Here is a 26,405-nt window from a genome sequence, read left to right as displayed (position 1 = left end):
CTAACGTAATCATAAGGGCCAATCCCCTGGATGCCCTCCAACAAATCTAATAAAAGGAAGTCGCTCCATGTCCCTGAAAAAGTCGATCATGACCGTTCTCGCTGCCACGGCGCTGTTTTCTCCAACCAGCTTCGCCGCCACCGATTACCCCACCCGCGATATCGACCTGGTCGTGGGCTACTCAGCCGGAGGCAGCACCGACATCCTCGCCCGCACCATTGCGCCATACATCCAGAACGAGCTGGGCGGCGACCAGTCGATCACCGTCATCAACCGTCCCGGCGGCAGCGGTGAAATCGCCTACACTGAAATGGCCCGCGCCCAATCCGACGGCTACACCCTGAGCATGGTCAACATGCCGGGAGTGATTAACCCGATCATCGAGCGTTCGCCGGATTACCAACTGGATGACTTCACCTTCCTGGGTAACGTCATCTTCGATCCGACGGCGATCTTTGTCGGCGCCAACAGCGAGTTCGAGACACTCGAACAGTGGGTCGATTACGCCAAGGAAAACGGCAAGAGCGTGACCGTCGGCAACCCGGGGCGTGGCGGTGCGCAACACACCTCCTTCGAACGCTTCCTGATGGCCGCCGGAGTCGACGTCAACAACATTCCTTTCAACGGCGGTGCCCGCAGCCGTGCAGCCCTGCTGGGCGGTCATATCTCAGCCGCCGTCATGGGTCTGAGCGAGGCCGCCGGCAACGTCAAATCCGGTGATATCCGCGTACTGGCCGTCATGGCCGACGAACGCAGCCCGCTGCTCCCGGACGTGCCGACACTGAAGGAACTGGGCTACGACCTGGTTGGCGGGTCGTACCGCGGCCTGATGGCGCCGGCTGATATCGATTCTGACGTAGCCGAGAAGCTCCGTGGCGCGATTGCCGATATGATGGAAGACCCCAAGTTCACGGCCGAGGCCAAGAAGCGCCTGTTCATGCTGAACTACATGACCGCCGCCGAGCAGAAGGACCTGACCGACACGCTCTACGAAGACATGAGCAACCTGTGGGACAACAAGCCCTGGGTTGAGAAATAGGCGTCTTATCTTGCCAGTTTGGCGGGCATTCCTGACTACGGGAGCGCCCGCCCGTCATTCCCCGGACTCATGTTTCAATACCCCGGCGACTCCCGAGTCGTATCGCCGGGCATGCCCGAACGGTGCAGCCCATGAACCAGAGCATTTCCATCAAGTCGGTGACCGATGAAGTTGCCTTTTCACTGACGGCCATCCTCGCCGCCTCCTTCCTGCTGGTGAAAACCAGTGAAATCACCGGCGCCAGCAGCCTGTTCCCGACCGCGATCTGCGGGGTCATGTTGGGCTGCGGCGTCCTGTCACTGGTCAAGACGCTGGTGGCCTGGTTTCGCCAGGGGCCCGGTGCGATTCGCAAGATCGATGTCTCCGGCTTTGTCTACGGGGCCTTCGCCGCAGTGGCCCTCGTGATTGCCGTACTGCTCGTGCCCTATATCGGCTACTTCAGTGCGATCACCCTGTTGCTGGTTGGAATCCCGATGATGCTCCGGTACCGGAACCTGCTGATGGTGTTGCTCATGACGCTGCTTTTCGAAGGCGCGATCTACCTGATCTTCGTCGAAGCCTTCAGCCGGCGCCTGCCCGCAGGCTCGCTGTTCCAGTAACCGTTTTTCGCAACGACTTTCGAACAAGCCACCAATAACGACCGACCGGGCAGCTCATCATCATGTTTGATCAACTCCTTACGTCTTTCTACATCATTCTGGAGCCGGCCAATGCCCTCGCGATGCTGGGCGGAACCCTGCTGGGCATCTGTATCGGCGCCCTGCCGGGACTGAGCGCCACCATGGGGATCGCGATCCTGATTCCCCTGAGCTTCGGCCTTGATCCACTGGTCGGGCTTGGGCTGATGGCCGGCATCTACAACGGCGCCATGTACGGCGGGGCGATTCCGTCCATCCTGCTTGGTGTGCCCGGCACACCGGCCTCGGTGGCGACTATCTTTGACGGCCGCCCGATGTCCGAACAGGGCAAGGGCAACCTGGCGCTGCGGATCGCGGTGTTTTCCTCCGGCATCGGCGGCACTGTCAGCGCTTTGACCCTGGTGTTGCTGGCGCCGCCGCTGGCCAAGGTAACGCTCATGTTCGGCCCTTCAGACTACTTCTGGGTGGCCCTGTTCGGGCTGCTGAGCCTGTCCCTGCTACTGGGCAAGAGCCTTGTCAAAGGGGTCTTCGCCGCGTGCCTCGGCCTGATCATGGGCTTGATCGGCATCGACACCATCAGCGGCCAGGAGCGCTTCACCTTCGGTTTTGTGGAGCTGACCAACGGCGTCAATATCGTCGTGGTGCTGATCGGCCTGTTCGGCATACCGCCCACCCTGAAGCTGGCGAAGACAGCCATCACCGGCACTGGACCGGCGGAGATCAGCGAGGAGAAGGATCACGAGCCTTTTCGCTCTCTGGTGCCCCGTTTGATGCCAACCTGGCTCAAGTCCTCCGGCATTGGTGTTTTTGTCGGTCTGCTACCCGGGGTGGGAGGAAACATGGCCTCCTTCCTGAGCTACAACGAAGCCAAACGCTCATCGAAGACTCCCGAGCGGTTCGGCGAAGGTGCTGAGGAAGGCGTCGCGGCCGCGGAATGCGGCAATAACGCCGACAACGGTTCTGCCCTCGTTCCTGCACTGACCCTGGGCATCCCGGGCAGCTCAGTGTCCGCCGTCATCCTGGGCGGCCTGCTGGTGCACGGCCTGCAGCCAGGCCCGGCCCTATTCAAGGAGAGCGCCGACATCGTCTATGGCTTCATGCTGCAGATGCTGATCACCGCCATCCTGCTGATCCCGATCGGAATCATGGGTTCGCGGCTGTTCGTGAAAGTCCTGAAGATCCCTGCCGCAATGCTTATTCCCGCCGTCCTGGCCCTGAGTATCGTCGGGGTCTACGCCGTCAACAACAGCATATTCGATATCTACCTGTTGCTGGTGTTCGGCCTGATCGGAGTGGTGCTGGTGCATTTCCAGGTGCCGCTCGCTCCCATCGTGCTCGGCGTCATTCTGGGGCCTATGGCGGAAGAGAACCTGCGCCTTGCGTTGCTGATCGGCCAGAACGAGTGGACCGCCCTCTTTCCGTCCGGCCTCTCCATCGGCCTGGCCAGCTTCACGGCGCTGGTCGTGCTGTTCTCGGTATTCAAGCCACTGATCAGTAAATGGCTGTCAGGCAAGAAAGACCGCCCTAATGGCAACCGACGAATGAGCACGTCAACCAACCACGGATGAAACCTCTTTAGCGGGCCTTCCCTGACTGAACGTCACGTCGGCCGCATCCCCAACGATAGCCAGGGGCTGGCCCGCATGATCATCAAAGAATGGATGCTTCCAGGGCGTGCTCCATCAGGGCTTCCAACGCCCTTTCCCTGCACCACCAGGGACAACAAATTTTCTTCATTCCAGATTGAAGAAAATGAGTTATTCACTGTGAATTCAGTCAGATATCTTGGAATGACAGTTCTTACCCGGAAAGGAATGATCATGACTGAACAACAAAAATGCCGCCCCTGGCTGGCCGAAGATGTCGCCAACAATACCAGTTGGATTCGCCCCCTCGACCAACGCGTCATCGACGAACTGGGCACTGCCCTGGACGTCGCCAAACGAGCGGGCAAACCCCTGCTTGAGATGACCCCCGAGGACTTCCCCTTGGGCGAACACGCCATTGCCGCCTTCAAAGGTGCATTCGACAGCACCCAGACGAACTGGGGTTTCTGCCTGATCAAGGGACTTCCGGTAGAGCAGTGGACCGTCGAAGAAGCCCATGTGCTTTACTGGGGACTCGGCCTGCACATGGGCGTCGCCCGCACACAGAACAAGACCAGCAATATCATGACCTCCGTGAAGGACGCCGGCGGCAGCTACAAAGTGGACGGTGGCCGCGGCTACAACACCAATGCAGGTCTGGATTTCCATGTGGACTTCTGCGACGTGGTCTCGCTGATGTGCCTGCATCCGGCCAAGCGGGGTGGTACCAGTCTGATCACCAGTTCTCTGGCCATCTACGACGAGATCATGCGCACGCGCCCGGATCTGGACGAAGCCATTCGCACGCCGTTCTATTTCAGCCTGCAGGGCGCCGGCTCCGACGACGAGCCGCCCGTCTATCCCTGCCCGATCTACGGCGAGACCGAAGGCTACCCCGCTTTCCGTACCAACCGAAAGAATATTACGGCCGCCCAGAACTACTTCGACGACATTCCGCCGCTGACCGATAAGCAGGTGGAAGTGCTGGATTACCTGGACGAGCTGTTGCCGGATCCGAGGTTCTGCTTTTCGATGGAAATCGAAAAAGGCGACATGCAGTTGCTCAACAACTACACGGTCGTCCACTCACGGACCGATTTCGAGGACTTCGAAGAGGAAGCCAGGAAGCGTCATTTGCTGCGCCTGTGGATGACCATCCCCAATTCGCAACCGCTGCCCCAGAATTGGGTCAAGGCCTTCAAGGATGTCCGTCCCGGCGCCGTGCGTGGCGGCAACCGTGGCAAATGTATTACTGAGGATTTTCTGAATTACGAACGCCGTCAGGCGACATATCACGGCATGCACAACGTGTTCTCGTAACGATCAACCTCCCTTTGGGCGCCGTCGATTGCCACTCGGCGCCCCTTTTTTACGGGAAATCCGCCGGACATGCCACGTACAGAGGCCAACACATTTTTGAGTGCTAACGCCGCCTTCCGCTTGATCAAATCGCTTTCCATCGGTGCATTAGGCGGGGCACTGTTCGATCTTCTTGGGCTGCCGCTGGCCTGGATGCTTGGCCCTCTGGTGACAAACCTGATCGCCTCGATCAGTACCGTCCAGGTCGCCGTACCCGAAAATCTCCGTCTCGTCTTTCTCGGTGTTTTGGGGCTCGCTTTGGGCAGCCAGGTGACCCCGGCCCTGGTTGAGCGAGTCGTGGACTGGCCGATATCCGGCGCATTACTCCTTATTGGGGTTGCCGTTTCTACCAGCGTTTGCGCAGCCTGGTTTCGCCGGCGCGGGTTTGACCCGGTCACGGCGTGGTTTTCCGCAGCGCCCGGCGCGATGACCGCCATGATCATGATGGGCGAAGCCTGTGGAGGAGATCCCCGGCGAGTGGCAATTTCCCAGTCTCTGCGTATCATCCTGGTACTGCTCATCTTACCGCCACTGTTCTGGCTATATGAGAGTGGAGGTGGCAGCCGCCCTACGGCGCCGGGTGAAGATACGTTTTCAGCGGCCTATCTCCTCCTGACGCTACCGTTGCTGATTCCTATCGGCATGAGGCTGAGAATCCCGACCCCTGCCCTGCTTGTCCCGCTCCTGTTCTCTGCTTTGCTTTCCGGGTTCAGCATAGCCCGATTCCAGATGCCAACCTGGGGTATGAACGTCATGCTACTGGTACTCGGCTGTGCGATCGGTTCGCGTTTTAGGGGACTTTCCCTGTCCCTGCTGCGAAAACACCTGTTCGAGTCAGTCATCGCGACCTCACTCTTGCTTCTTATCCTGGCTCTGTTCGCCGAACTCGTGCACTGGATTTTGGGGGTACCCCGGGACGTCGCGCTACTGGCCATGGCTCCAGGCGGCATTGGTGAACTTGCCATTCTTGCCGTAGCTCTGAATCTCGACCCGATGTTTGTCGCCTTCCATCACCTGCTTCGGATCGTTGCTCTCATGGCAGTTGCGCCACTATGGGCGCGATTCCTCACCACGCGCCGTTCCTGACACAAAGCGCTCCGCAAACCGATGCGACCAGATCTCCTGCTGGGCAAATCCAATCCCAACCCGCCGGACCTTCCCGTACCAACGCCCACAGGGCGGCCTACAACACCGGCTCTCCAAGAACCGCGATGATTGAGTGCATGTCCCGAGTTTGCACCGACGCTGGCGTTTTATTACCGTTCCATAACGCCTGCACGGCCAACGGACCGGGTCAATAAGCAGGCATTACACCGCGCCACGGAATGGCGCATCGGCAAGCAATGGAAGGCACATCATGAACATCAAGCGACCACGGGAACTCGTGCTCAGCGATCTGCCCCGTATCGAATCCCCGACCTTCGCGGCCCATGCCGCACGCCCCAAACTGGACAATCCGGCATCGCCGCTGCTCTGGGACAAAACCGCATTGCAGACCAGCCCATCGGGCCGACCGCTATCCGACCAGGACACCGCCGACAAGATCGCCCAGGCGCTCAGCAAAGGCGAGCTACTGCTGGTGTACAGCTCCATCGACGGCTCGCCGATCAACCCTGTTGTCACCTGGCGGGAATCCGGTTCCCTGCCGGGCCGCTGGCTCGTACAGAAAGACCTTCCCGGCCTGTTCCTCAATCAGCAAGTCGCCCGGCTCAACGACCGGCAGATCACCCCCAACCAGATCGAACGGCTCGGCCCGGAAGGGATCGGGCATCTGTCGTTGTCGGGTTTCGATATGGAATTGCGGCAGCGGGAAATTGAAGAGAAAGAGCAGGCTCAGTCTGGTCAGCGAAACAATCTGTCTTTACCGGTTGGAGCCGCAGCGGCTGTTGCTCCGGTGGTTGCAGAGGCCAGTGAAGAGGATACGTCGGCTGAGAAGGCATTGCATGTTGAGGTGGGGATATTTCTCGATGGGACGGGTAATAACGAGGGCAACGTTAAAGCATTCGAGGAAAAGCTGGAGAAAGAATGTTTTACACCTCATCGATCCGGGGAGATCAGTGACGAAGAGTGCCGACACAGACTCGCTCTGGCGATGGGGACCAGCTATGCAAACGGGGAAACGAATGTATCGAAATTATTCCGACTATACAGAGAATCGAAAGATGAAACCGATACGCTGATTCGCCAAAGCTTCCGCGTCTACAGCCCGGGTGTAGGAACAGTCACCGGACGCGATGATTCGTTGCTCAGTTCGGCTTCAGGCCTTGGAGAAGCGGGCATCTTGAACCAGATTGCACGTGCATTCGATGACGCCGCCGCTCTTATATCAGGCTTGTCTTCAGATGGTGTAGTTGATCAAGTCTCTTTCGACCTATTCGGATTCAGTCGAGGATCAGCAGCAGCCAGGCACGCAGCGTTCGAGATTTCCAGAGGGACTGTCGGAATGATGGGGCAATCACTTAAGAAACTGCAGACTCCATGGCCTCAATGCGTCGAAATTCGGTTTGTCGGTCTGTTCGATACAGTCGCCGGCATCGTCAACATTTCTCAAGGCGACTGGTCAGCAGGGGATAGCAACACAGCGCCAATAAATGTTCACCTCGACGGGAAAGAAGTTAAAAAGGCAGTCCAGTTTGCAGCAGCGGACGAGTGTCGGCAGACGTTTGCACTTAATAGTCTGCGCAACGCAAACGGGCAGCTTCCCGAAAACTTCATCGAAATTTCTTTACCGGGAGCGCACTCCGACATCGGCGGCGGTTATCACGAACATCAGACAGAAACGATACAGCTGGAAGAACGATTATCCATTACTGGCCGCCAAACCGAATGGCCGAAACAAACAATGGAGTGGGATAATCTCTCATCACAAAGAGCTGCAACAATTGATCAGGGATGGATCGGTGAATATTCCCTGGAAAACTCAACGACCGGAACGCCATTTCTTGGAATTAGAAAATCGGTTCGTAAAGAGCCACCTCCATATGGAAAGGTTTTCCTGCAACTCGAAATGGTCAGAACTGTTCTGGGTGAGTACTCTCGCGTCCCCCTAGCTCTGATGCACTCGTTTGCCATCAAAGATAACATTCCGCTAGAGGGGCTCTCAAAGCTTGGATCAGACGGCGTTATTCCGGAGCCGCTCAAAGAAATTCACAAATCATTATCCAACCAGATTGAGTCTCAAATTGAGAAGCCAAAGCTTGAGAAAGAGCAGCAACAACTTCTAAAACAGCGCTACGTGCATCACTCGGACAACTATAACGACATTGAGTTTATGATCGGAGATACGATTACAAGCATCGAAATCCCCTGGGATCTCGCTATGCCCTTCAAGCCAACGAACAACCGCCAACGCATTATTCATCCAAACACACCAGGTCATTCATGAAAAATCGCACCGATTTGATGTTTCTTCCATTATTTTTATTCCTGGCATTTTTGTCTGGATGCGCAACCAAGACTATAGAGGAAAAATACACGTTCTTCTCACTTGCAGCCCCAGAGCATTACGACGTTTGGGTTGAGCACTTGGAATTTGAAAAACCAGGAATCAGACACTGGCGCTGGCCCGGCGGCAGCGTCACATGCTGCTGGAAAGGCCCGGATGGGCCTTTCGGCTCTGGGGGTACGATGTCCCCGTTCCCAAAGTACATCGGCATCCAGTGGTTCTCGTATGCTGATCAGAAGTTTTACCAGCGATTGATCATACTGCCGGAAAATCTCAAGAAGCAGATGCAGAACCCCGCTCAATACACGACAAGCAAAGGCACTTTTGAAAGACCTAGAGACAGGCTAGTCATCGGCCTGGCCCCAGGCGGCACCATCGTCCTCTGGATCATGAACCAGATCGGCAACGAAATCGAAGTGGCCCGCTTCCAGGCCAACGAGATTGACGGGGATCCGTCACGCTATAAAGCCGCGACGGAACAATACCTCGAGGAAAACGGCGACTACCTGGACGAGCACGGCATTCCGAAGACCGGCTGGTGACTATCCGGGTTACCGGCCAAACCATTCTGCCTTCCCAAGCCTTCCTACGGCGCCTGTCCATTCAGGCCCGCGCCCGTGATCGCGGACGCTGGATCGAAGAAAGCAGCCCTTCTTAATTTATGAATAAACATTCATAATACTTTCCGCTAGTTGCACGCGAACCACCGATTAAATCCAATCACTCAGTAGCAAAAGGGCAGCCATGCCCTTTTAACTTATGCATAACAATTCATATAAAACAACAAGAATGAGCAACCCATGACGATTTCCGATAGTCGTGAGCGCAAGGCCTGCCCCGGCCTCGACGTCCTCACGCCATCCCTGCGACGCGACGTCCGCCCGGCAACGGCGAACGCTATTCAAAAAACCAAAAAGAAGTAAGAGGACTGCTTATGGACGGCATCACCCAGGACGGTGCCCTGGAATCGGGAGGCTCTCGCTCGCCCGGTTTCTTTGCCCGTGAAAACACCATCGCCGGCCCGCAATTCAATCGCTGGCTGGTTCCGACCGCCGCTTTGGCGATCCACCTGTGTATCGGCATGGCCTATGGCTTCTCGGTGTTCTGGCTCCCCATGACCAACGAGATTGCCAATGCGCCAGCCAGTTGCGCCAACCTCGGCCTGATGCAGGCGCTGACCACGACCACGTGTAACTGGACCGTGCCCCAGGTCACCTACGTGTTCGGGATCTTCATTGCCATGCTGGGCGTCTCCGCCGCGATCTGGGGCGCCTGGCTGGAACATGCCGGGCCGCGCAAGGCCGGCTGTATTGCAGCATTGTGCTGGGGCGGCGGCATGATCGTCGGCGGCATCGGCGTGATGACTCACCAGCTGTGGCTGGTCTACCTCGGCGCCGGCGTGCTGGGCGGTATCGGTCAGGGGCTGGGTTACATCACCCCGGTCTCGACGCTGATCAAGTGGTTCCCGGACCGCCGCGGCATGGCCACCGGCTTTGCCATTATGGGCTACGGCGGTGGCGCGATGATCGGCGCGCCCCTGGCGGTCCTGCTGATGGGCCACTTCGCGGCCGATGGCGGCACCGGCGTTGCCATGACGCTGATCACCATGGGCGCCATCTACACCATCGTCATGGCCTGCGGCGCTATCGGCTTCCGGGTTCCGCCCAGCGGCTGGAAACCCGAAGGCTGGGAGCCGCCCAAGTCCCAGAAAGACAACGCCATGATCACCCACGGCCACGTGCACCTGAACACCGCCTGGAAAACCCCGCAGTTCTGGCTGATCTGGGGCGTGCTGTTCCTGAACGTGACCGCCGGCATCGCCGTGATCTCGATGGCCAGCCCCATGCTGCAGGACGTGTTCGGCGGCGCTTTGGTGGGCATTACCGATCCTGATGCGGTACTGACCGCTTCGCAGAAAGCCGCCGTGGTTGCAGCCGCCGCCGGCCTGGTGGGGCTGATCAGCCTGTTCAACAGCGTCGGCCGCCTGTTCTGGGCCTCACTGTCGGACAAGATCGGCCGCAAGAACACCTACTTCTGCTTCTTCATCCTGGGCATCATCATGTACTGCCTGCTGCCGACCTGGGGCCACCTGGGTATGGCGGGTATGTTCGTGATCTCGATCTGCGTGATCCTGAGCATGTACGGCGGCGGCTTTGCCACCGTGCCGGCGTATCTGGCGGACATATTCGGCACACAGATGGTGGGCGCCATCCACGGTCGCCTGCTGACGGCCTGGACCGCCGCCGGCCTGGTGGGCCCGCTGATCATCGCCGCCCTGCGGGAAGCGCAGCTCAATGCAGGCGTCGCCCCCAACCTGGTCTACGACCGCACGCTGTACATCATGGCGGGGCTGCTGTTCGCCGGGCTGATCTGCAACCTGCTGGTGCGGCCGGTGAAGGAAGAGCATCACATGTCGGACGAGGAAGTGGAGTACGAGCGCTCCCTGCAACACGACGATCCGGTCGGCGGCAAGGCGGAATCCGCTGCGCGCGGCGCCTTCGGCATCGGTGGCGTGCTCTGCTGGCTGGGTGTGGGCGTGCCCTTCCTGATCGGGCTGTACATCGCGCTGGCAAAAGCCGCTGCGCTGTTCTGAAGGCTGATCGCCGGGTGCCAAAGCGCCCGGCGATCACAACCGATCGCTGGCGAGCAGCTCGGCAAACGTGCACACCTCCCCGCAACGATCCGGCGCATAACCGGGCAACGCGTCGAGTCGATTCAGGAACTCCGCCGAACCCATCAGGGCAAGCAGCTGTTGCATGTTCTCCTGCTGCAGGCGGTCCTCGGGACAGATCAGGAGGTAGTGCTCGGTTGCAAGGTGGATGAAATCCAGTCCGAACTGGGCCGCCGCCGCTTCCACCCCGAAACCGGCATCCGCCATACCCGCCGCCACGTAGGCGGCCACCGCGGTGTGGGTGAATTCCTCACGCTCGGCTCCCTGGATCTGGCCCTCACGAATGCCCTGTTCCGCCAGCAGCATGTTGAACAGGATCCGCGTACCGGAATGCTCGTCCCGGTTGATGAAACGGACGTCGGACCGGGTCAGGTCGGCCAGGGTCGTTACCGTCTCACGGCTGTCACGCCGGATGATCAGCCCCTGCTCCCGAGTGACGAAGCGGACGACCCTCAGTTTTTTAAGATCGAGCTGATCCTGGTAGGCCGCCATCACCTGCTCTGCCTGGTGCGGGCACGCCGGAAAGTGGAAGCTGGCCACATCCGCATCCCCGCGAGCCAACGCGCTCAGCGCTTCAGCGGGATTGCAGTAACGCAGATCCAGCTCCAGCTCATCGGAGAAATCCGGCAGCAGGGCCACCGCATAGCCGTGACTGGCGTGCAGTCGCAATACCGGATGCGCCCCCGCCAGCAACTGCTGCAGCTGGTTGTTGAGCTCCGAGGCCATGCTGTCCATCTGCGGCCCAAGACGGGCCTTGGCCCGTTGCTCGGACCACAGCAGTTTCTCGCCCAAGGCCGACAGGCGGGTGCCGCGTCCCTTGTGCATATCCACCAGCGGCAACCCGAAAAAGCCGGCGCTGCGATTCAAAAGGTTCCAGGCGTGGCGATAGGAGATCCCCGCCTGTTCGGCGGCCACGGTGAGCTTGCCCGCATCGCGCACGCCTTTGAGCAACCGGAACAGGACCGGATCGAACAGTTCGCCTTCCTCGGAGCGGAAGACCCAAGCCGGTGAAATGCTGAGTTTTTTCTTATGCATTGTTTTTCATATTTCTAGCCGATGAATGGAGTGCTATTTTTCCAGTAAGCACCTGATCAGAGCCTATAACAATTAAGAATGGTTGTGCATAACCGTCAACCATTCGAAACCTGATGAGAGTCTCCGCCATGTCACAAGCTGCTGTCCAAGCCGCGCAGGACTGGACGCTGGAACAGATCCAGCAGGAAATCGACGCCCACCGTCACCGGCCGGGCGCGATGCTGCCGATCCTGCACGCCATCCAGGACCGTTTCGGCTACGTTCCCGAAGCCGCCGTACCGCTGATCGCCGAATCCATGCGCCAGACCCGCGCCGAGGTCCACGGCATCATCAGTTTCTACCACCATTTCCGCACCCGCCCGACCGGCAGCCATGTGGTGCATGTGTGCCGCGCCGAAGCCTGCCAGGCCGTGGGCGCCCGCCAGTTGGAAGCTCACATCAAGGAGCGGCTGGGGATCGACTTCCACCAGACCAGCGCCGACAACGAGATCACGCTGGAACCGGTCTACTGCCTCGGCAACTGCGCCTGTGGCCCCTCGGTCCGGGTGGATGACGACGTCCACGGCCGTGTCGACGCGGACACGTTCGACCGACTCGTGGAGCAGCTCACGACGACCGCCGTGGAGGTGAAGTGATGTCCGTTACCGTGTACGTGCCCTGCGACACCACGGCACTGGCCATGGGGGCCGACGCCGTCGCCGACACCACGAGGCAGGCCGCCAATCAACGCGGCGTGGAACTGAACCTCGTCCGCAACGGCTCCCGGGGGCTGTTCTGGCTGGAGCCCCTGGTGGAAGTCGCCACACCGAACGGCCGCCTGGCCTACGGCCCGGTGAAAGCCGCCGACGTGGATAGCCTGATCGACGCCGGGCTGTTCGAGGGCAAGACCGATCACCCGCTCGCCCTGGGCCCAACCGACGACATTCCGTACCTGAAGAACCAGCAGCGCCTGACCTTTTCCCGCATCGGCGTCACCGACCCGCTGTCCATCGACGACTACCGCGCCCACCGTGGTTTCGCTGGCCTGGAAAAGGCCCTCAACCTGGACGGCCAGGCGATCGTCGACGCGGTGAAGGCCTCCGGCCTGCGCGGGCGCGGCGGCGCGGCCTTCCCCACCGGCATCAAGTGGCAGACCGTGCACGACGAGCCGGCGGGCCAGAAATACATCGTCTGCAACGCAGACGAAGGCGACTCCGGCACCTTTGCCGACCGGCTGGTAATGGAGTGCGACCCGTACCTGCTGATCGAGGGCATGACCCTGGCCGGACTGGCCGTGGGCGCGGATCAGGGCTACGTCTACCTGCGCTCGGAATACCCCGTCGCCCACCGTATCTTCAGCGAGGCGCTGGCGCGGGCCTATGACGCCGGCTACCTGGGCCGGGACATCCGCGGCAGCGGCAGGCATTTCGATCTGGAAGTCCGACTCGGCGCCGGCGCCTACATCTGCGGCGAGGAAACCTCCCTGCTCGATAGCCTGGAAGGCAAGCGCGGCATGGTGCGCGCCAAGCCTCCGCTGCCCGCCATCAAGGGCCTGTTCGGCAAGCCGACGGTGGTGAACAACGTGCTGTCCCTGGCCGCCGTGCCCTTCATTCTCGACCAGGGCGCCCAGGCCTACGCCGATTACGGCATGGGCAAGTCCCGCGGCACCCTGCCGCTGCAACTGGCCGGCAACGTCAAACGCGGCGGGCTGGTGGAACTGGCCTTCGGCATCACCCTGCGCGAGCTGATGGAGGATTTCGGGGGCGGCACGCTGACCGGGCGGCCACTCAAAGCCGTGCAGGTGGGCGGCCCGCTGGGCGCGTACCTGCCGCAAAGCCAGTGGGACACGCCCATCGACTATGAAGCCTTCGCGGCATTCGGCGGCGTCGTCGGCCACGGCGGCGTGGTGATGTTCGACGACACCGTGGACATGGGCGAGCAGGCCCGCTTCGCCATGGAGTTCTGCAGCGTCGAATCCTGCGGCAAGTGCACGCCCTGCCGGATCGGTGCCGTGCGCGGTGTGGAAGTGATCGACCGACTCCGCGCCGGCGAGAACGTGGAGACCAACCGGGAACTGCTGGCCGACCTCTGCGACACCATGGTGGACGGCTCCCTGTGCGCCATGGGCGGGATGACCCCCTTCCCGGTGCAGAGCGTGATGAAGCACTTCCCCGACGAACTGACACACCGGCCGACCTGAACCGCAGGAGGCAGCCATGCTGAACTATTTCGACCCCAGCGAGTACCGCATTGACCCGAACCGGGACCTGGGCACGCCGCCGGCGCTCTCGGAAACCGCCGTGGCCCTGACCATCGACGGCGTCGAGATCCGCGTGCCGGACGGCACCTCGGTGATGCGCGCGGCCGCCCTGGCCGGCATCACGATTCCCAAGCTGTGCGCCTCGGACAACCTCGAGGCCTTCGGCTCCTGCCGCCTCTGCGCCGTGGAGATCGAAGGCAAGCGCGGTTACCCCGCGTCCTGCACCACGCCGGTGTCCGAAGGCATGGAAGTCCACACCCAGACCGGCAAGCTCGCCAGGCTACGGCGCAACATCATGGAGCTGTACATCTCCGATCACCCGCTCGACTGCCTGACCTGTCCCGCCAACGGCGACTGCGAACTGCAGGACATGGCCGGCGCCGTGGGCCTGCGGGACGTCCGCTATGGCTTCGACGGGGCGAATCACCTGGACGCGGAAACGGACGACTCCAATCCGTACTTCAGTTTCGATCCCAGCAAGTGCATCGTCTGCTCCCGTTGCGTGCGCGCCTGCGAGGAAGTCCAGGGCACCTTCGCCCTGACCATCGACGGTCGCGGCTTTGACTCCACCGTCGCCGCCGGGCAGGACGAGGACTTCATGGACTCGGAATGCGTCTCCTGCGGCGCCTGCGTGCAGGCCTGCCCCACCTCGACGCTGATGGAGAAGAGCGTGATCGAGGTCGGCGTACCGGAACACAGCGTCGTCACCACCTGCGCCTACTGCGGCGTGGGCTGTTCGTTCAAGGCGGAAATGAAGGGCGACCAGCTGGTGCGCATGGTGCCCTACAAGGGCGGTGACGCGAACCACGGCCATTCCTGCGTGAAGGGCCGCTTCGCCTTCGGCTACGCCACCCACAAGGACCGTATCAAGGAACCGATGATCCGCGAGTCCATCGACCAGCCCTGGCGCGCGGTGTCCTGGGAGGACGCCATCGACTTCGCCGCCCAACGCCTGAAAGGCATCCAGGCGGAACACGGCCGCGAGAGCATCGGCGGCATCACCTCGTCGCGTTGTACCAACGAGGAAACCTACCTGGTGCAGAAACTGGTGCGCGCCGGCTTCGGCAACAACAATACCGACACCTGCGCCCGGGTCTGCCACTCCCCCACCGGCTACGGCCTGAAGACCACCATCGGCGAATCCGCCGGCACCCAGACCTTTGACTCGGTGATGCAGGCGGACACCATCCTGGTGATCGGCGCCAACCCCACCGACGCCCATCCGGTGTTCGCCTCCCAGATGCGCCGCCGGCTGCGCCAGGGGGCCAACCTGATCGTCGCCGACCCGCGCCACATCGACCTGCTCGACACCGCCCACGGCGGCGAAGGCCTGCACCTGGCGCTGAAACCCGGCACCAACGTGGCGCTGATCAACGCCCTGGCCCACGTGGTGGTCAGCGAAGGTCTGGAAGACACCGACTTCATCGCCAGGCGCTGCGAGCCCGGCGCCTACAACACCTGGCGCGAGTTCATCCAGGAAGAGAAAAACTCACCGGAAGCGCTGGAAGCGGAAACCGGCGTGCCCGCCGACAAGGTCCGCCAGGCCGCCCGGCTCTACGCCAGCGTCGGTAACGGCGCGATCTACTACGGCCTGGGCGTGACCGAGCACAGCCAGGGCTCGACCATGGTGATGGGCATCGCCAACCTGGCGATGGCTACCGGCAACCTGGGCCGGGAAGGCGTGGGCGTGAACCCGCTGCGCGGCCAGAACAACGTGCAGGGCTCCTGCGACATGGGCTCGTTCCCGCACGAGTTGCCCGGCTACCAGCACGTGGGCGACCCGGCGGTGCGCGAGCGCTTCGAGAACCTGTGGCACGTGAAGATCGACGATGAGCCGGGCCTGCGCATTCCCAACATGTTCGACGCCGCCATCGCCGGCCACTTCAGGGCGCTCTACGTGCAGGGCGAGGACATTGCCCAGTCCGACCCCAACACCCAGCACGTGGAACAGGCGCTGACGTCCCTGGACTGCCTGATCGTGCAGGACATCTTCCTCAACGAGACCGCCAAGTACGCGCACGTGCTGCTGCCCGGCGCCACCTTCCTGGAGAAGAACGGCACCTTCACCAACGCCGAGCGCCGCATCAACCGGGTGCGCAAGGTGATGGCGCCGATCGCCGGCAAGGAGGACTGGGAGGTGACCCAGGACCTGGCCAACGCCCTGGGCTATGCGATGAACTACAGCCACCCGTCCGAGATCATGGACGAGATCGCCCAGCTCACGCCAACCTTCACCGGGGTCAGCTACGCGAAGCTGGACGAACTGGGCAGCATCCAGTGGCCGTGCAACGCCGAGCATCCCGACGGCACCCCCACCATGCACGAAGTGGACTTCCCCATCGGCAAGGGCCATTTCGCGGTCACCGAATACGTCGCCACGCCGGAACGCAGCAACCGCCGTTATCCCCTGCTGCTGACCACCGGCCGTATCCTCAGCCAGTACAACGTGGGCGCCCAGACCCGGCGTACCGAGAACAGCGTCTGGCACAGTGAGGACGTGCTGGAGATCCACCCCAGCGACGCCGACCTGCGCGGCATCAGGGACGGTGACTGGCTGGGCGTGTCCAGCCGTGTGGGACAGACCGTATTGCGGTGCCGCATCAGCGAGCGCATGCTGCCGGGTGTCGTCTACACCACCTTCCACCACCCGGGCAGCGGTGCCAACGTCATCACCACCGACAGCTCCGACTGGGCCACCAACTGCCCAGAGTACAAGGTCACCGCCGTGCAGGTGGAGAAGGTGACGCAGCCGTCGGACTGGCAGAAGCACTTCCAGTCCTTCGACCGGCGCCAGCACGACTACCTGGAACATTCGAGTGACGAGTCCAACTTTGCCATTAAATGATCCCGAAGCACCGGCCTCCGGGCCGGACGACACCCCGTCGGCCCTGTTCCGCACCCGCGTCGACGAACGCGGCCAGGAACGGGCCGGCGAGACCGACGATGTCGTCGCCGAGGAAATGCCCGTCGCCATGGTCTACAACGGCATCTCCCACGCGGTGATGATGGCCACGCCGTCGGACCTGGAGGACTTCGCGGTGGGCTTCAGCCTGACCGAGTCGATCCTCCATACCCCGGACGAACTCTACGACCTGAGCGTTCAGCGCAGTCCGGCCGGCGCCACGGTGGACATGACCATTGCCAGCGAGCGGCTGTTTGCCCTCAAGGCCCAGCGTCGCAACATGGCGGGACGCACCGGCTGCGGCCTGTGCGGGACCGAGTCGCTGGACCATGCGATCCGTGCCATTCCGCGAATCGACACGCCGCCCGCCCTCAGCGATGACGCCGTCCAGACCGCGGTGCGCGACCTGAAGCAGCACCAGCCCCTGCAAGCGGAAACCGGCGCCACCCACGCCGCCGCCTGGTGCGACCTGGACGGCGCGATCCTGGCCGTGCGCGAGGACGTGGGGCGTCACAACGCCCTGGACAAGCTGGTGGGGCACTGGCTGCGCCAGGGGCGCTCGTTCGAACGCGGGTTCGCCCTGATTTCCAGCCGGGGCAGTTTCGAGATGGTGCAGAAAAGCGCCATGGTGGGCATCGGCGGCCTGGTGGCGGTTTCCGCGCCTACCGGCCTGGCGATCCGCGAAGCGCGCAAGGCCAACATGACCCTGATCGGCTTCGCCCGCCCGGGCCGCCACGTGATCTATCATTGCGGACAGATGTCCACGACCGACGCCAAGCAGGAGAGCCCGACGTGAACAGCGAGCTTCATCACCTGATCCAGATGATCAATCAGATCAGCGACAACAACCTCCACCACGGCGACAACGCCCAGGCGGCGGACAAGGTCGCCACCCACCTGAAGAAGTTCTGGGCCCGCAGCATGAAGCAGCAGATCATCGACTACGCCGGGAGCGACGGCAGCGAGCTGACGGACGTGTCGAAGCTGGCGGTGGCGCGGCTGATAGAACTGCGGCAGGCGGGCTAGGCCTAGCCCGACACACCCTCCCGCGCCTCATACGCCGCGACCAGCTGCTGCAGGAAATGCATCCCCGCCGAGCTCAGGAAGAAGCGCTTGGGGCCGGTCCGGAACAGCAGCTGGCGTTTGCCCAGGTAGTCCAGGGCTTCGGCAATGCCTTTCTCGAAGCGGGCCGCGCGCAGCATCTCGCGATATTCCTCGTCCGCGGCCAGGGCGTCCACATCCTCGTCGCGCAGGCCGGCGTCCGGCCGGCCCAGGTATTCCAGATCACGTCCCGAGCGGGCGAAGTAGCGGCCGATCAGCAGGAGGCAGACCTGCACGCGGAAGGCGTTCTCGTCGTGTTCCTCGCTCTCGTCGTCGGTGTTCTCGCGCAGGTAGAAGAACGCCCCGTTCTCGTTGAACACCAGTTCGCTGCCCAGGTGTTCATAGAAGGTCCGGAAATGGGCCAGGTGGTTGTACAGCAGGTTGTAGAGCGGGTTGGCTTCCAGCTCGGCGCGGTTGAGGTTGTAGACGTCGCGCACGATGACCTTCCCCGCCGCCAGCTCCCGGAACAGGGCCGCGCTCTGCGCCGGCGCGATGCGGTCGAAGCCGCTGCCGCCGGCGTGATCCAGCTCCGCGGGGACGGCGCTGTCGGTCGATGTGTGTTCAAGATCCGGCATGGCTCGCCTCTCCCTGTGATGTCGGTGCATTGGGGCGCGGCTCCAGGCGGCGCCGGCGGTAGACGAAGACGTCAGCGATGTCGTCGGGGCCGGCCTCCGTCTCCAGTGTGTTGAAGCGGTTGGTGGTGACCACCTGCAGCCCCTCGGGGTGTTTATGGCTCAGGCGATTGACCGCCGCCAGCAGGTCCGGGAAGCGATAGCCCGCCACCACACCGTCGAGCCGGCCGTGCAGCTCGCGCACCAGATCCCGGGTCGGCCGCAGCTGCAGGGATTCCAGCCATTGATACAGGGTCTGGATGCGCTCGGCGTCCACTTTCGGGTTGCGCCCGGCAGCCGCCGCCCGGCCCAGGTCGGGCACCTGTTCCTTGCGCCCCAGGTCCGCCAGCCGCAGGTCCAGCTCCGAGAACAGCAGTTGGTAATAGCTGGACGACTGGCCAAACGCATACTGGCGCGGCCGGCTCTGGGCCTTGAGGCCGACCAGGAAGCCGGTGGTGCGGGAGAAGTCGCTGCCGTCGAGCCACTTCTTCTTCAGGTTCAGAGTTTCGGTGTCTTCCTTGAGCTCGCGCAGCTGAGCGAAGAAATGCTCCATGGCGTTGTACTGGACCATGCTGCGCCGGGTCTTGCGCAGGAAATGATCGACTTCCGCCGCCAGGGTCTGGATCGGCTTGTGCAACGCGTTGAGGCTCAGGGACGAGCGGAACATCTGGTCGGCGATGTCCTGCTGCCGGTTCTGCTCCAGCAGGCGGATGATGCCTTCCAGCGTGGCGAACAGGTTAGCGCCGTCGGGCAGCTGCGTGTCCGGGTTGAGGAACACCAGCGTCGGCTGGATGTGGCGCTCGTATAAGGTCGCGATGCGTTCCAGCAGGTCCTGACGGAAATGGCTGAACTGCTCCGGCGCACGGCTGGCGTCCCCGGACATGTCCGCCAGGTCGGCGCTCAGGGTCTGCATGCGCAGGATGTTCTGGCGCAGCAGGCCGATCAGCAGGCTGACCCGCTCGTTCAGGTCGTCGCGCAGCTCGGTGAAATCCGGATCGGCGTCGTTGAAGGTGCTTTGGGTAAGCCGGTCGTGGATGTCCCGCAGGGTGACCAGATGACCGCGCAGGCGGGCGTCGGTCAGCTCCTGATAGAGCGAGGCGTTGCAGGCCCGCACCAGGTTGAGCAGCGCTTCCTGGAACACCAGCCGGCGCTCGCCCTCCGCCTTGACGATGTCGATCACCAGCCCGGTGCGGAACAGGTTGTCGGTGCTGAAACCGGTGCGGATGCGCTCCTGCTCGGTGCGCTTGAGGTTGCGGACGTAGTCGAGCACATCCATGGCCAGCTCGCTCTCGCGCACGTAGCGCACCGACTCGCGGTCCATGCGCTCGATCACCCGGAACAGGACACGCGGGTGTTCGAACAGCAGTCGCGTGGTGTCGAGGGTGCTGAAGCGTTTACGACTCATGACTCACTTCCAGCAGGTGGTGCTGCGTCTGGTCGAACCATTCCGACAGGCCCTCGCGGTCGCTGAAGCCTTCCGGCCCGCCCCAGAACACCAGCGTGCGGCTGGCACTGTAGGGCCGCGCCGTGCGCATCTGCCCCACTTCCAGATGGCGACCGACCTGGAAGATCAGCTCGGGACTGGCGCTGTGGGTGGCGGCGGAGAACAGGTTGAAGCCCTGATCCTGCAACCGGTCGAGCAGCGCCGGCACCTGGCTCACGTCCACGCTGGCCAGCTCGTCCAGCACCATCGGGAACGACAGGCTGATCTGCGGGTAGAGCACCCGCCGCAGCAGGCGGTGCACCAGCTCCAGGTTGATCAGCGCCGTGGTGGACGTGGACTGTCCCTTGCTGTCCAGGGTGGTCGAGGACTGCTTGCGGGTGCGGTAGGAGACGCCGGTCACCACCTTGTCCATGGTCAGGCGGTTGCCGCTCTTCTGGTCGCCGAAAAATTCCGCCACGAACACCCGCAGGCGGTCGTAGAAGGCATCGGACTGCAGCTTGCCCGACGCGTAGGGATCGATCGCGGCGGACTCTTCCACCAGGTTGTGGAACTTGGGATCGGTGTGGATATCGACGCGGATCTCCACCAGATCGTTGATGGTGACGCCGTCCAGCTCCCGGTTGAGCGCCGCTTCGAAGCGCTGGATGTGCTCGCTGTTGGCCTTCAGCGCCTGGCGGTAGCTCGCCACCGTTTCGTTGTGGGAGTCGATCTGCTCGCGCAGTACGCGGCCGCTCTCGGCCAGGCCGGCGAACAGGTCGGCCAGCGCCTTGAAGGTGTCGCGGATCGCCTGCCAGCTGGGGCTGTCGCTCTCCAGCAGGCCTTCCCGGTCCTCGCCGATGCCCTTGTTGATCAGCCGGCGCAGACTCTCGAGGATGTTGAAGCGCAGTTGCTCCAGTTCCTCCAGCCCGCTGCGGATATCGTCCAGCCGCGCCACGGACACCGCCTCGGCCGCCAGCGGTGCGTCCGCCTTCACGGTTTTCAGGGACGGGAAGCGACGCATGTCACCGCTCACCGTGGTCTGCAGGTGCAGCAACTCGGTTTCCCGTTCCTGGGCGCGGCGGGCGACGGTCTGGGCCTTGTCCAGCTTGGTGCCGACCGCTTCCACCCGCTCGCGTTCGATGGCGGCTTTCTCCTCCAGGGCGGCGACGGCCCTGTTGGCCTCGTCGATGGCCTGGGTGGCGTCCTCGATGTTGGTGGCGGCGCTGGGCAGGCGCTTGAGAATGTCCAGTTCCTTGCGGGTGGCGGCGATGTCCTTCTCCGCCTGCTGGATGCGCTGGGGCCGGTCCTGGCCGCCGCTGGCCGAGTCGTCCAGTTCCGCCAGATGGCGGCGGGCGGCGTTCAGTTCGCCTTCGAGCTTGTGGCGCTGGGCCGGGAAATCATCGGCCTGGGGCGCGCGGGCCGGGAACGCGGTGTCGAACCAGTCGAATCCCCGGTCGGTCTGCGCGAAGAGTTCGGCCATGCGGCCCAGGGTGGCTTTGGTATCCTCGTCCAACGCCTGCCCCGGGCTGGCCGACACCAGCTTCGGGTTCACCGCCCGCAGCGGCGCGATGACGTCGTCGTCGAGTTGGTTCTGCAGCTGCCACTGGGCGCGCTGCTCGCGCTCGGCCAGGGCCTTGAGGTCCGCGTCCAGCTGGTCGATGGTACGGGTGAGCTGGGCCTTGCGCTGTTCCGCCTGGGCGGCGCTGTTGAGCGCATTGAGCTGGGCCTGGCTGTCTTCCATCGCCTCGTTCAGGGTGGCCTGGATCTCATCGGCGGTCAGGTCGCCGTAGCGGGACACCAGCAGTTCGCCGTCCTTCTGGACCTTCTCCGCCTTGTCGAGAACGGAGGTCTGCGCCTTGATCTCCCCTTCCAGCCGGTTCTGCTCGGTTTTCAGGCTGTTGAGCTGCTTCTGGGACTGTTTCTGCGCGCCCTGCAGCTCGTCCCGCTCGCGGTCCGCCTGCTGACGCTGCTGGCCGATCTCCGCCAACGCCGCGGCCAGACCGTCGCGGAAGGCGGCGAAATCGTGCTGGGTGCGGGTCAGGGTCTGGTAGCGCTCGAACGCACTCTGCAATTTATCGAACTGGGGCCGCGCGCTTTCCACGCGGGTCAAATGTTCCTGGCGGCTTTTGAGCTGGTCGTGGCGGTCGAGGAACTGGTCGATGTCCAGCTCGAAGGCGTCGTCGGCGAATTTCTTGTCCGCCTCGATGATGCTGGCCACCGCGTGGGCCATGGCCTTGTCGTCCGCCTTCATTTCGAACAGCAGCAGGATCAGCGTGCGCAGGGACTGGATCTTGCGCTCGTCCGGGTCCGCCAGCGGCAGCACCGAGTAGCGCACCGCGTCCGGCGACATCAGGTCGCTGCTGTAGAGGATGTGCTTGAGCCTGGTGGGGTCGCTGCTGACCGTCGTCTCCCGGGACAGCGTCTTCAGCGCCTCGGTCACCCGGGCCACGGTCAGCCCCTCCACCGCCTGGCCAATGCCGTCGGCGTCGTCCTCGTCGCAGCGCCAGAACAGGCCGCGCAGCTGGTCGTAAGCGACCGGCACGAAGATCCGGCCGTAGCTGAGCTGGCTGCTCTGGTCCCGGTAGAGCACCTGGCAGTGGGTGCCGGACGGGCTCTCCACTTCCATGATCAGGAAGCTGGACTGGCTGGGGAAGTAGTGCTGGTAGCTTTCCTCGTTGGTGTAGAAGCTGCCGGCGCTGGCGTTGCGGAAGGCGAACTTGTTCTTGCTGTTGCGGAAGTTGTTTTCCGGCAGCAGGAACAGGCGCAGGGAGTTCAGCAGGCTCGACTTGCCCAGGTTGCCGCTGCCCAGCAGCAGGGCGTGCTGGTTCAGGGGAATCTCGACGTAACAGAAGCCCGCAGAGTCCACCAGCACCAGACGGCGGATGCCGAAACGGAAATACGCCTGCGCCTCGGCGTTGGGCGCTCCCTCAGTGCTCATCCAGAATGATCTCCTGTTCCATGAATTGCCGGGTCTCGCGGAAACGCTCGGCCAGATCGGTGAAACCCAGTGCGCCGGCGCGCTCGATGGCCTCGATTAACCGCTGCGGCGAGCCCGGCGTCTTGCAGAACCCGGCGTGATAGGGCGTCCAGTCCGGCGGCTGCAGAAAGTGGGCGCGATCGCCCAGCCGTTCCCGCAGCGCCTGAAACATCTTCAGACCGCCCAGGTCGTAATCGAAAGCGCAGAGAACGCGGTCGTAGCCCGCCAGCCAATCCATCACCGGCGCCCGCAGAACGCGGTTGCCACCGCCCAGGACCACGTCGCAGCAATCCAGCGCCAGGGGCTCGCCCAGGCAGCTTGCGGCGAACGCCAGCATCTGGCGGGCCTGGGCGAAATTGTCCTCGTTCTCCACCACCAGCGCGGTCGCCTTGGGCGCGAAGCCCAGGTGACAGCGTCCGGCGTTCAGGCACACCACATCCGGCCGCGGATCGATCAGCGCCTCATGGTAAACCAGAACGAAGGCCGTTGCCGTTTCCCGGCGGTGGGAATCGCCCTGCAACGCCGCTTCGCGCCGCGTGCCGGGAACCCGGGCCAACTGCTCCAGCTCGGCGGCAACCGACGTGTCGACCATGCGCACTCGCCAACGCTGCTGCGAGACCCGTTCCACATCGAAGTGGCGGGACCAGCGACCGGCGATGCTTGCGGGCAACAGTTTGCGGAACGCCTCGAAGTTGATCGGTCGGCCCTCGCGAATGGCGGCCAGGTATTTCTCCAATGCCGAACTCATGCCGTTCAGTCCCGGACGTAAACCCAATTGGTTGCCACATTGTCGCACACGATCACCGCCTCACCCGACCGGGCGCAGTTCTCCATCGACGCGGGAAAGCCTTCCGCCAATCGTGCGTCCACGGCCAGGTTGCGTTTGTCCTGTTTGAGATAGCGGAAGGTGTCTTCCATGCGCTGGGCGAAGTCGACGCCTTCGGCCCGGTGACGGTGGAAACTGTTGTAGAAGCGGGTGAAGCTCATGGTCGCCCCGCCCAGGCCAATCTCCAGCATCTTGGCGATGTAGCGGTCGTAGGCGTCGGACAGGTAGGCGCGCACCGCCGCCTCGTCGCCGGCGTCGCCGCGGAACGGGCTCAGCCCCAGGCGATTGTTGGCGTCCAGAACACCCGGCGCCAGGGCGCCGTTCGGCTGGTTCACCGCCAGTCGGAAGAGACCGTCGGAGCAGCGAACGGTGTCCATCTCCAGATCGCAGGCCGACAGCCCCGACGCGTTTTCAGTCACCTGCGGCGGTTCGGGCGCTGCTGGTTCGGCGGGCTCTCGCGAAGGCACGGACGGCGCTCCCGTATCGCTCGCAGGACCGGGCTGCGACGCCGGCTCCGGCAAGGCAACCCCCCACCGCGCCGCGGGCCGCTTGAGCAGCAGCGCCTGGACCTGCGGCGTATTGCGGCGGAAGTCCTCGAACGTCGGCAAAGCCGCACCGCCGCCCTTGGCCCTGATCTGGCAAAAGGCCTGCTCGTAATCCGACTGGGGCCGCTCAGGACAGGCCGCGCTCGCGAAAGGCGCAACCAGAAAGAAGGCGAGAAATGGGGCAGATAGATACAGCAGTCGGACCATGGATCACGCGTTGTCAGAAACCTGAACGGAAACTAATGCAAAGCGCGTTGGGCATCAATGCAGAGATTGTTACCTCAAACCCATGCACCAAGCCGACAAAAAAAAGCGCCACCCGACACCCGGCCTGAGCCGGCGCATCGGGTGGCGCCCTTTACGGCATGGGCGCTATGTCAACGCTTAACCGGCAAACGCCAGATAGATCGCGATCACCAGGATCACCAGCACGATGCCGGCCGGGACGGCGCCTTTCCATGGGGTCAGGTCGACCTTGCCGGCGTCTTCGTGCACCCAGGCGGTCGCGCGCGGGGCGAGCTTGCCGAGCAGGAGCATGATGGCTACCAGCGCCACGAAGACCAGGGCGACGAAGTGGAAGTCGTGGACCACGTCCAGCACGCCGGTGAACGGCGGCACGAAGTAGACCAGACCGATCACCGCACAGCCGCCGATCAGGGCAATCTTGGCCGCTACGGCCGGGACGCGCTTGGTCAGCAGGCCGACCAGCACCACGGCCAGGATCGGGATGAAGTACATGGCGTTCATCTTCTGCAGGTAGCCGAACAGGCTTTCCTGGCCCGCCAGCAGCGGCGCGATGATCATCGCCGCCAAGGCCATGATCCAACCGAAGATCTTACCGACCTTGACCACCTGCTCCTCGGTGGCGTTCTTGTTGATCACACCCTTGTACAGATCGAGACTGAACAGCGTGGTGGTACTGTTCAGAGCCGAGTTGAAGGAGGACAGGATCGCACCGACCATGACCGCGGCGAAGAAGCCGGTCAGGTACGGCGGCAGCACGTTGAACACCAGGTGGCCGTAGGCTTCGTCGGCGCGGATGTCGTCACCGGCGTACAGGTGGTAGGCGATGATGCCCGGCAGCACCAGGTACAGCGGGCCCAGCAGCTTGAACAGACCGGTCAGCAGCACGCCCTTCTGGCCCTCAGCCAGGTTCTTGGCGGCGAAGGTCCGCTGGATGATCTGCTGGTTGGTGGTCCAGTAGAACACGTTGATCAGCAGCACACCGGTGAACAGCGTGGCGAACGGCACCTGCTGTTCGGCACCACCGATGGAGTTCAGCTTGTCCGGGTTGGCTTCCTTGAGGATATCCCAGCCAGCCAGGATGCCGGAGCCGTCACTGACCGCCTGCAGGCCGAAGTAGACGATCACGAAACCGCCGATCAGCAGACCCACACCGTTCAGGGTGTCGGACACGGCGACCGTGCGCAGACCGCCGAACAGGGCGTAGACGGAACCGATGATGCCGACAATCCAGACAGTGCCCCACAGCAGCACGGTGTCGGACTGGATACCGGTCAGCCCCTGCAGGTCGAGCATGCCCTGCAGCCCCACCGCGCCGGAGTACAGGATGATCGGCAGCAGGATCACCGCGTAGGCCAGCAGGAAGATGATGTTACAGATCAGCTGGGTGCCTTCGTCGAAACGAATGCGCAGCAGCTGCGGCACAGTGGCGATCCCGCTGCGCAGGAAGCGCGGCAGGAAGAACAGCGCCAGCAGCACCAGGGCCACAACGGCGACGACCTCCCAGGCCATCACACTGAGGCCATCGGTGAAGGCGGCGCCGTTGAGACCCACCATCTGCTCGGTGGACAGGTTGGTCATCAGCAGGGAGCCGGCGATCAGCGGGAAGGTCAGGCTGCGACCGGCCAGGAAGTAACCACGGGTGCTGGCGTGGTCGTCACGCCGGGTGACCACCCAGGTAATCAGGGCCACCAACCCTGTAAAAAACAGGAACGATATTAGGGTGAGTGCGTGCATAGCTTGTCCTTGTTCTTGGAAACATCAG

21 protein-coding genes are annotated in these 26,405 nt (G+C 62.8%); 14 read left to right on the top strand and 7 right to left on the bottom strand.

Annotated elements, in window-relative coordinates; translation table 11 throughout:
- The first annotated feature begins 67 nt into the window (after positions 1-67).
- From DKK67_RS01395 to DKK67_RS01360, 9 genes are all read left to right on the top strand, one after another.
- Positions 68-1,039 (top strand): Bug family tripartite tricarboxylate transporter substrate binding protein, encoded by a 972-nt coding sequence (locus DKK67_RS01395; RefSeq protein ID WP_111493674.1) that lies wholly within the window; start codon positions 68-70, stop codon positions 1,037-1,039.
- Between the two features lie 131 nt (positions 1,040-1,170).
- Positions 1,171-1,638, top strand: coding sequence for a tripartite tricarboxylate transporter TctB family protein (locus tag DKK67_RS01390; RefSeq protein ID WP_111493672.1), 468 nt, complete (start codon positions 1,171-1,173; stop codon positions 1,636-1,638).
- Positions 1,639-1,700: 62 nt separating this feature from the next.
- Positions 1,701-3,245 (top strand): tripartite tricarboxylate transporter permease, encoded by a 1,545-nt coding sequence (locus tag DKK67_RS01385; RefSeq protein WP_111493670.1) that lies wholly within the window; start codon positions 1,701-1,703, stop codon positions 3,243-3,245.
- Positions 3,246-3,497: 252 nt separating this feature from the next.
- Positions 3,498-4,583, top strand: a complete 1,086-nt coding sequence (locus DKK67_RS01380) for a TauD/TfdA family dioxygenase (protein WP_162628711.1) — start codon at positions 3,498-3,500, stop codon at positions 4,581-4,583.
- 69 nt (positions 4,584-4,652) lie between these two features.
- A complete protein-coding gene (locus DKK67_RS01375) occupies positions 4,653-5,708 on the top strand; it encodes an AbrB family transcriptional regulator (RefSeq protein WP_111493666.1) in 1,056 nt (351 codons plus the stop codon).
- 271 nt (positions 5,709-5,979) lie between these two features.
- Positions 5,980-8,007, top strand: a complete 2,028-nt coding sequence (locus DKK67_RS01370) for a T6SS phospholipase effector Tle1-like catalytic domain-containing protein (protein ID WP_111493664.1) — start codon at positions 5,980-5,982, stop codon at positions 8,005-8,007.
- Complete coding sequence (locus DKK67_RS01365; protein WP_228160483.1) at positions 8,004-8,609, top strand: DUF2931 family protein; 606 nt, start codon at positions 8,004-8,006, stop codon at positions 8,607-8,609. The genes DKK67_RS01370 and DKK67_RS01365 overlap by 4 nt, the downstream gene beginning before the upstream one ends.
- Positions 8,610-8,867: 258 nt before the next feature.
- A complete protein-coding gene (locus tag DKK67_RS21900; protein WP_265735502.1) occupies positions 8,868-8,990 on the top strand; it encodes a hypothetical protein in 123 nt (40 codons plus the stop codon).
- A gap of 11 nt (positions 8,991-9,001) precedes the next feature.
- Positions 9,002-10,660: an OFA family MFS transporter gene (locus DKK67_RS01360; protein WP_111493660.1), complete on the top strand. Its 1,659-nt coding sequence runs from the start codon at positions 9,002-9,004 to the stop codon at positions 10,658-10,660.
- Between the two features lie 33 nt (positions 10,661-10,693).
- Here the strand turns inward: DKK67_RS01360 and DKK67_RS01355 are convergent, their stop codons facing one another.
- Positions 10,694-11,773 carry a substrate-binding domain-containing protein gene (locus DKK67_RS01355; RefSeq protein ID WP_111493658.1) on the bottom strand — a complete coding sequence of 360 codons (1,080 nt, stop codon included), beginning with the start codon at positions 11,771-11,773 and terminating at the stop codon, positions 10,694-10,696.
- A 128-nt stretch (positions 11,774-11,901) separates the two neighbouring features.
- On the opposite strand from DKK67_RS01355, the gene DKK67_RS01350 reads away from it, so the two are divergent.
- The 5 genes from DKK67_RS01350 to DKK67_RS01330 are packed head-to-tail and all read left to right on the top strand — an operon-like array spanning position 11,902 to position 17,940.
- Positions 11,902-12,408, top strand: coding sequence for a formate dehydrogenase subunit gamma (locus DKK67_RS01350; RefSeq protein WP_111493656.1), 507 nt, complete (start codon positions 11,902-11,904; stop codon positions 12,406-12,408).
- Entirely contained in the window at positions 12,408-13,952 is a 1,545-nt protein-coding gene (locus tag DKK67_RS01345; protein ID WP_111493654.1) for a formate dehydrogenase beta subunit, read from the top strand. The genes DKK67_RS01350 and DKK67_RS01345 overlap by 1 nt, the downstream gene beginning before the upstream one ends.
- 16 nt (positions 13,953-13,968) lie before the next feature.
- Positions 13,969-16,857, top strand: a complete 2,889-nt coding sequence (gene fdhF, locus DKK67_RS01340) for a formate dehydrogenase subunit alpha (protein ID WP_111493652.1) — start codon at positions 13,969-13,971, stop codon at positions 16,855-16,857.
- Positions 16,829-17,710, top strand: a complete 882-nt coding sequence (gene fdhD / locus DKK67_RS01335; RefSeq protein ID WP_111493650.1) for a formate dehydrogenase accessory sulfurtransferase FdhD — start codon at positions 16,829-16,831, stop codon at positions 17,708-17,710. The genes fdhF and fdhD overlap by 29 nt, the downstream gene beginning before the upstream one ends.
- Positions 17,707-17,940 (top strand): formate dehydrogenase subunit delta, encoded by a 234-nt coding sequence (locus DKK67_RS01330; protein ID WP_228160482.1) that lies wholly within the window; start codon positions 17,707-17,709, stop codon positions 17,938-17,940. The genes fdhD and DKK67_RS01330 overlap by 4 nt, the downstream gene beginning before the upstream one ends.
- A gap of 2 nt (positions 17,941-17,942) precedes the next feature.
- Here the strand turns inward: DKK67_RS01330 and DKK67_RS01325 are convergent, their stop codons facing one another.
- From DKK67_RS01325 to DKK67_RS01300, 6 genes are all read right to left on the bottom strand, one after another.
- Positions 17,943-18,590, bottom strand: coding sequence for a condensin complex protein MksE (locus tag DKK67_RS01325; protein ID WP_204355700.1), 648 nt, complete (start codon positions 18,588-18,590; stop codon positions 17,943-17,945).
- Complete coding sequence (locus tag DKK67_RS01320; protein WP_111493647.1) at positions 18,577-20,031, bottom strand: hypothetical protein; 1,455 nt, start codon at positions 20,029-20,031, stop codon at positions 18,577-18,579. The genes DKK67_RS01325 and DKK67_RS01320 overlap by 14 nt, the downstream gene beginning before the upstream one ends.
- Positions 20,021-22,987, bottom strand: a complete 2,967-nt coding sequence (locus DKK67_RS01315; RefSeq protein WP_111493645.1) for a coiled-coil domain-containing protein — start codon at positions 22,985-22,987, stop codon at positions 20,021-20,023. Before DKK67_RS01315 ends, DKK67_RS01320 begins: the two co-directional genes overlap by 11 nt.
- The gene (locus DKK67_RS01310; RefSeq protein ID WP_111493643.1) at positions 22,977-23,774 is read right to left on the bottom strand and encodes a hypothetical protein; all 798 of its coding nucleotides are present in this window, start codon (positions 23,772-23,774) and stop codon (positions 22,977-22,979) included. The genes DKK67_RS01315 and DKK67_RS01310 overlap by 11 nt, the downstream gene beginning before the upstream one ends.
- 5 nt (positions 23,775-23,779) lie before the next feature.
- A complete protein-coding gene (locus DKK67_RS01305) occupies positions 23,780-24,319 on the bottom strand; it encodes a hypothetical protein (RefSeq protein ID WP_228160481.1) in 540 nt (179 codons plus the stop codon).
- A 462-nt stretch (positions 24,320-24,781) separates the two neighbouring features.
- Positions 24,782-26,377, bottom strand: a complete 1,596-nt coding sequence (locus DKK67_RS01300) for a solute:sodium symporter family transporter (RefSeq protein ID WP_111493639.1) — start codon at positions 26,375-26,377, stop codon at positions 24,782-24,784.
- Between the last annotated feature and the right edge of the window lie 28 nt (positions 26,378-26,405).

Origin of the sequence: Marinobacter bohaiensis (genome assembly GCF_003258515.1) — a bacterium.
Classification (GTDB): Bacteria; Pseudomonadota; Gammaproteobacteria; order Pseudomonadales; family Oleiphilaceae; genus Marinobacter_A; species Marinobacter_A bohaiensis.
This window is presented reverse-complemented; position numbering and strand designations above follow the sequence as displayed.

Excerpts from the sequence above, each read along its gene's own strand:
- DKK67_RS01395 (WP_111493674.1), top strand. The coding sequence starts at position 68 with ATGTCCCTGAAAAAGTCGATCATGACCGTTCTCGCTGCCACGGCGCTG.
- DKK67_RS01390 (WP_111493672.1), top strand. The coding sequence starts at position 1,171 with ATGAACCAGAGCATTTCCATCAAGTCGGTGACCGATGAAGTTGCCTTT.
- DKK67_RS01385 (WP_111493670.1), top strand. The coding sequence starts at position 1,701 with ATGTTTGATCAACTCCTTACGTCTTTCTACATCATTCTGGAGCCGGCC.
- DKK67_RS01380 (WP_162628711.1), top strand. The coding sequence starts at position 3,498 with ATGACTGAACAACAAAAATGCCGCCCCTGGCTGGCCGAAGATGTCGCC.
- DKK67_RS01375 (WP_111493666.1), top strand. The coding sequence starts at position 4,653 with ATGCCACGTACAGAGGCCAACACATTTTTGAGTGCTAACGCCGCCTTC.
- DKK67_RS01370 (WP_111493664.1), top strand. The coding sequence starts at position 5,980 with ATGAACATCAAGCGACCACGGGAACTCGTGCTCAGCGATCTGCCCCGT.
- DKK67_RS01365 (WP_228160483.1), top strand. The coding sequence starts at position 8,004 with ATGAAAAATCGCACCGATTTGATGTTTCTTCCATTATTTTTATTCCTG.
- DKK67_RS21900 (WP_265735502.1), top strand. The coding sequence starts at position 8,868 with ATGACGATTTCCGATAGTCGTGAGCGCAAGGCCTGCCCCGGCCTCGAC.
- DKK67_RS01360 (WP_111493660.1), top strand. The coding sequence starts at position 9,002 with ATGGACGGCATCACCCAGGACGGTGCCCTGGAATCGGGAGGCTCTCGC.
- DKK67_RS01355 (WP_111493658.1), bottom strand. The coding sequence starts at position 11,773 with ATGCATAAGAAAAAACTCAGCATTTCACCGGCTTGGGTCTTCCGCTCC.
- DKK67_RS01350 (WP_111493656.1), top strand. The coding sequence starts at position 11,902 with ATGTCACAAGCTGCTGTCCAAGCCGCGCAGGACTGGACGCTGGAACAG.
- DKK67_RS01345 (WP_111493654.1), top strand. The coding sequence starts at position 12,408 with ATGTCCGTTACCGTGTACGTGCCCTGCGACACCACGGCACTGGCCATG.
- fdhF (WP_111493652.1), top strand. The coding sequence starts at position 13,969 with ATGCTGAACTATTTCGACCCCAGCGAGTACCGCATTGACCCGAACCGG.
- DKK67_RS01325 (WP_204355700.1), bottom strand. The coding sequence starts at position 18,590 with ATGCCGGATCTTGAACACACATCGACCGACAGCGCCGTCCCCGCGGAG.
- DKK67_RS01320 (WP_111493647.1), bottom strand. The coding sequence starts at position 20,031 with ATGAGTCGTAAACGCTTCAGCACCCTCGACACCACGCGACTGCTGTTC.
- DKK67_RS01315 (WP_111493645.1), bottom strand. The coding sequence starts at position 22,987 with ATGAGCACTGAGGGAGCGCCCAACGCCGAGGCGCAGGCGTATTTCCGT.
- DKK67_RS01310 (WP_111493643.1), bottom strand. The coding sequence starts at position 23,774 with ATGAGTTCGGCATTGGAGAAATACCTGGCCGCCATTCGCGAGGGCCGA.
- DKK67_RS01300 (WP_111493639.1), bottom strand. The coding sequence starts at position 26,377 with ATGCACGCACTCACCCTAATATCGTTCCTGTTTTTTACAGGGTTGGTG.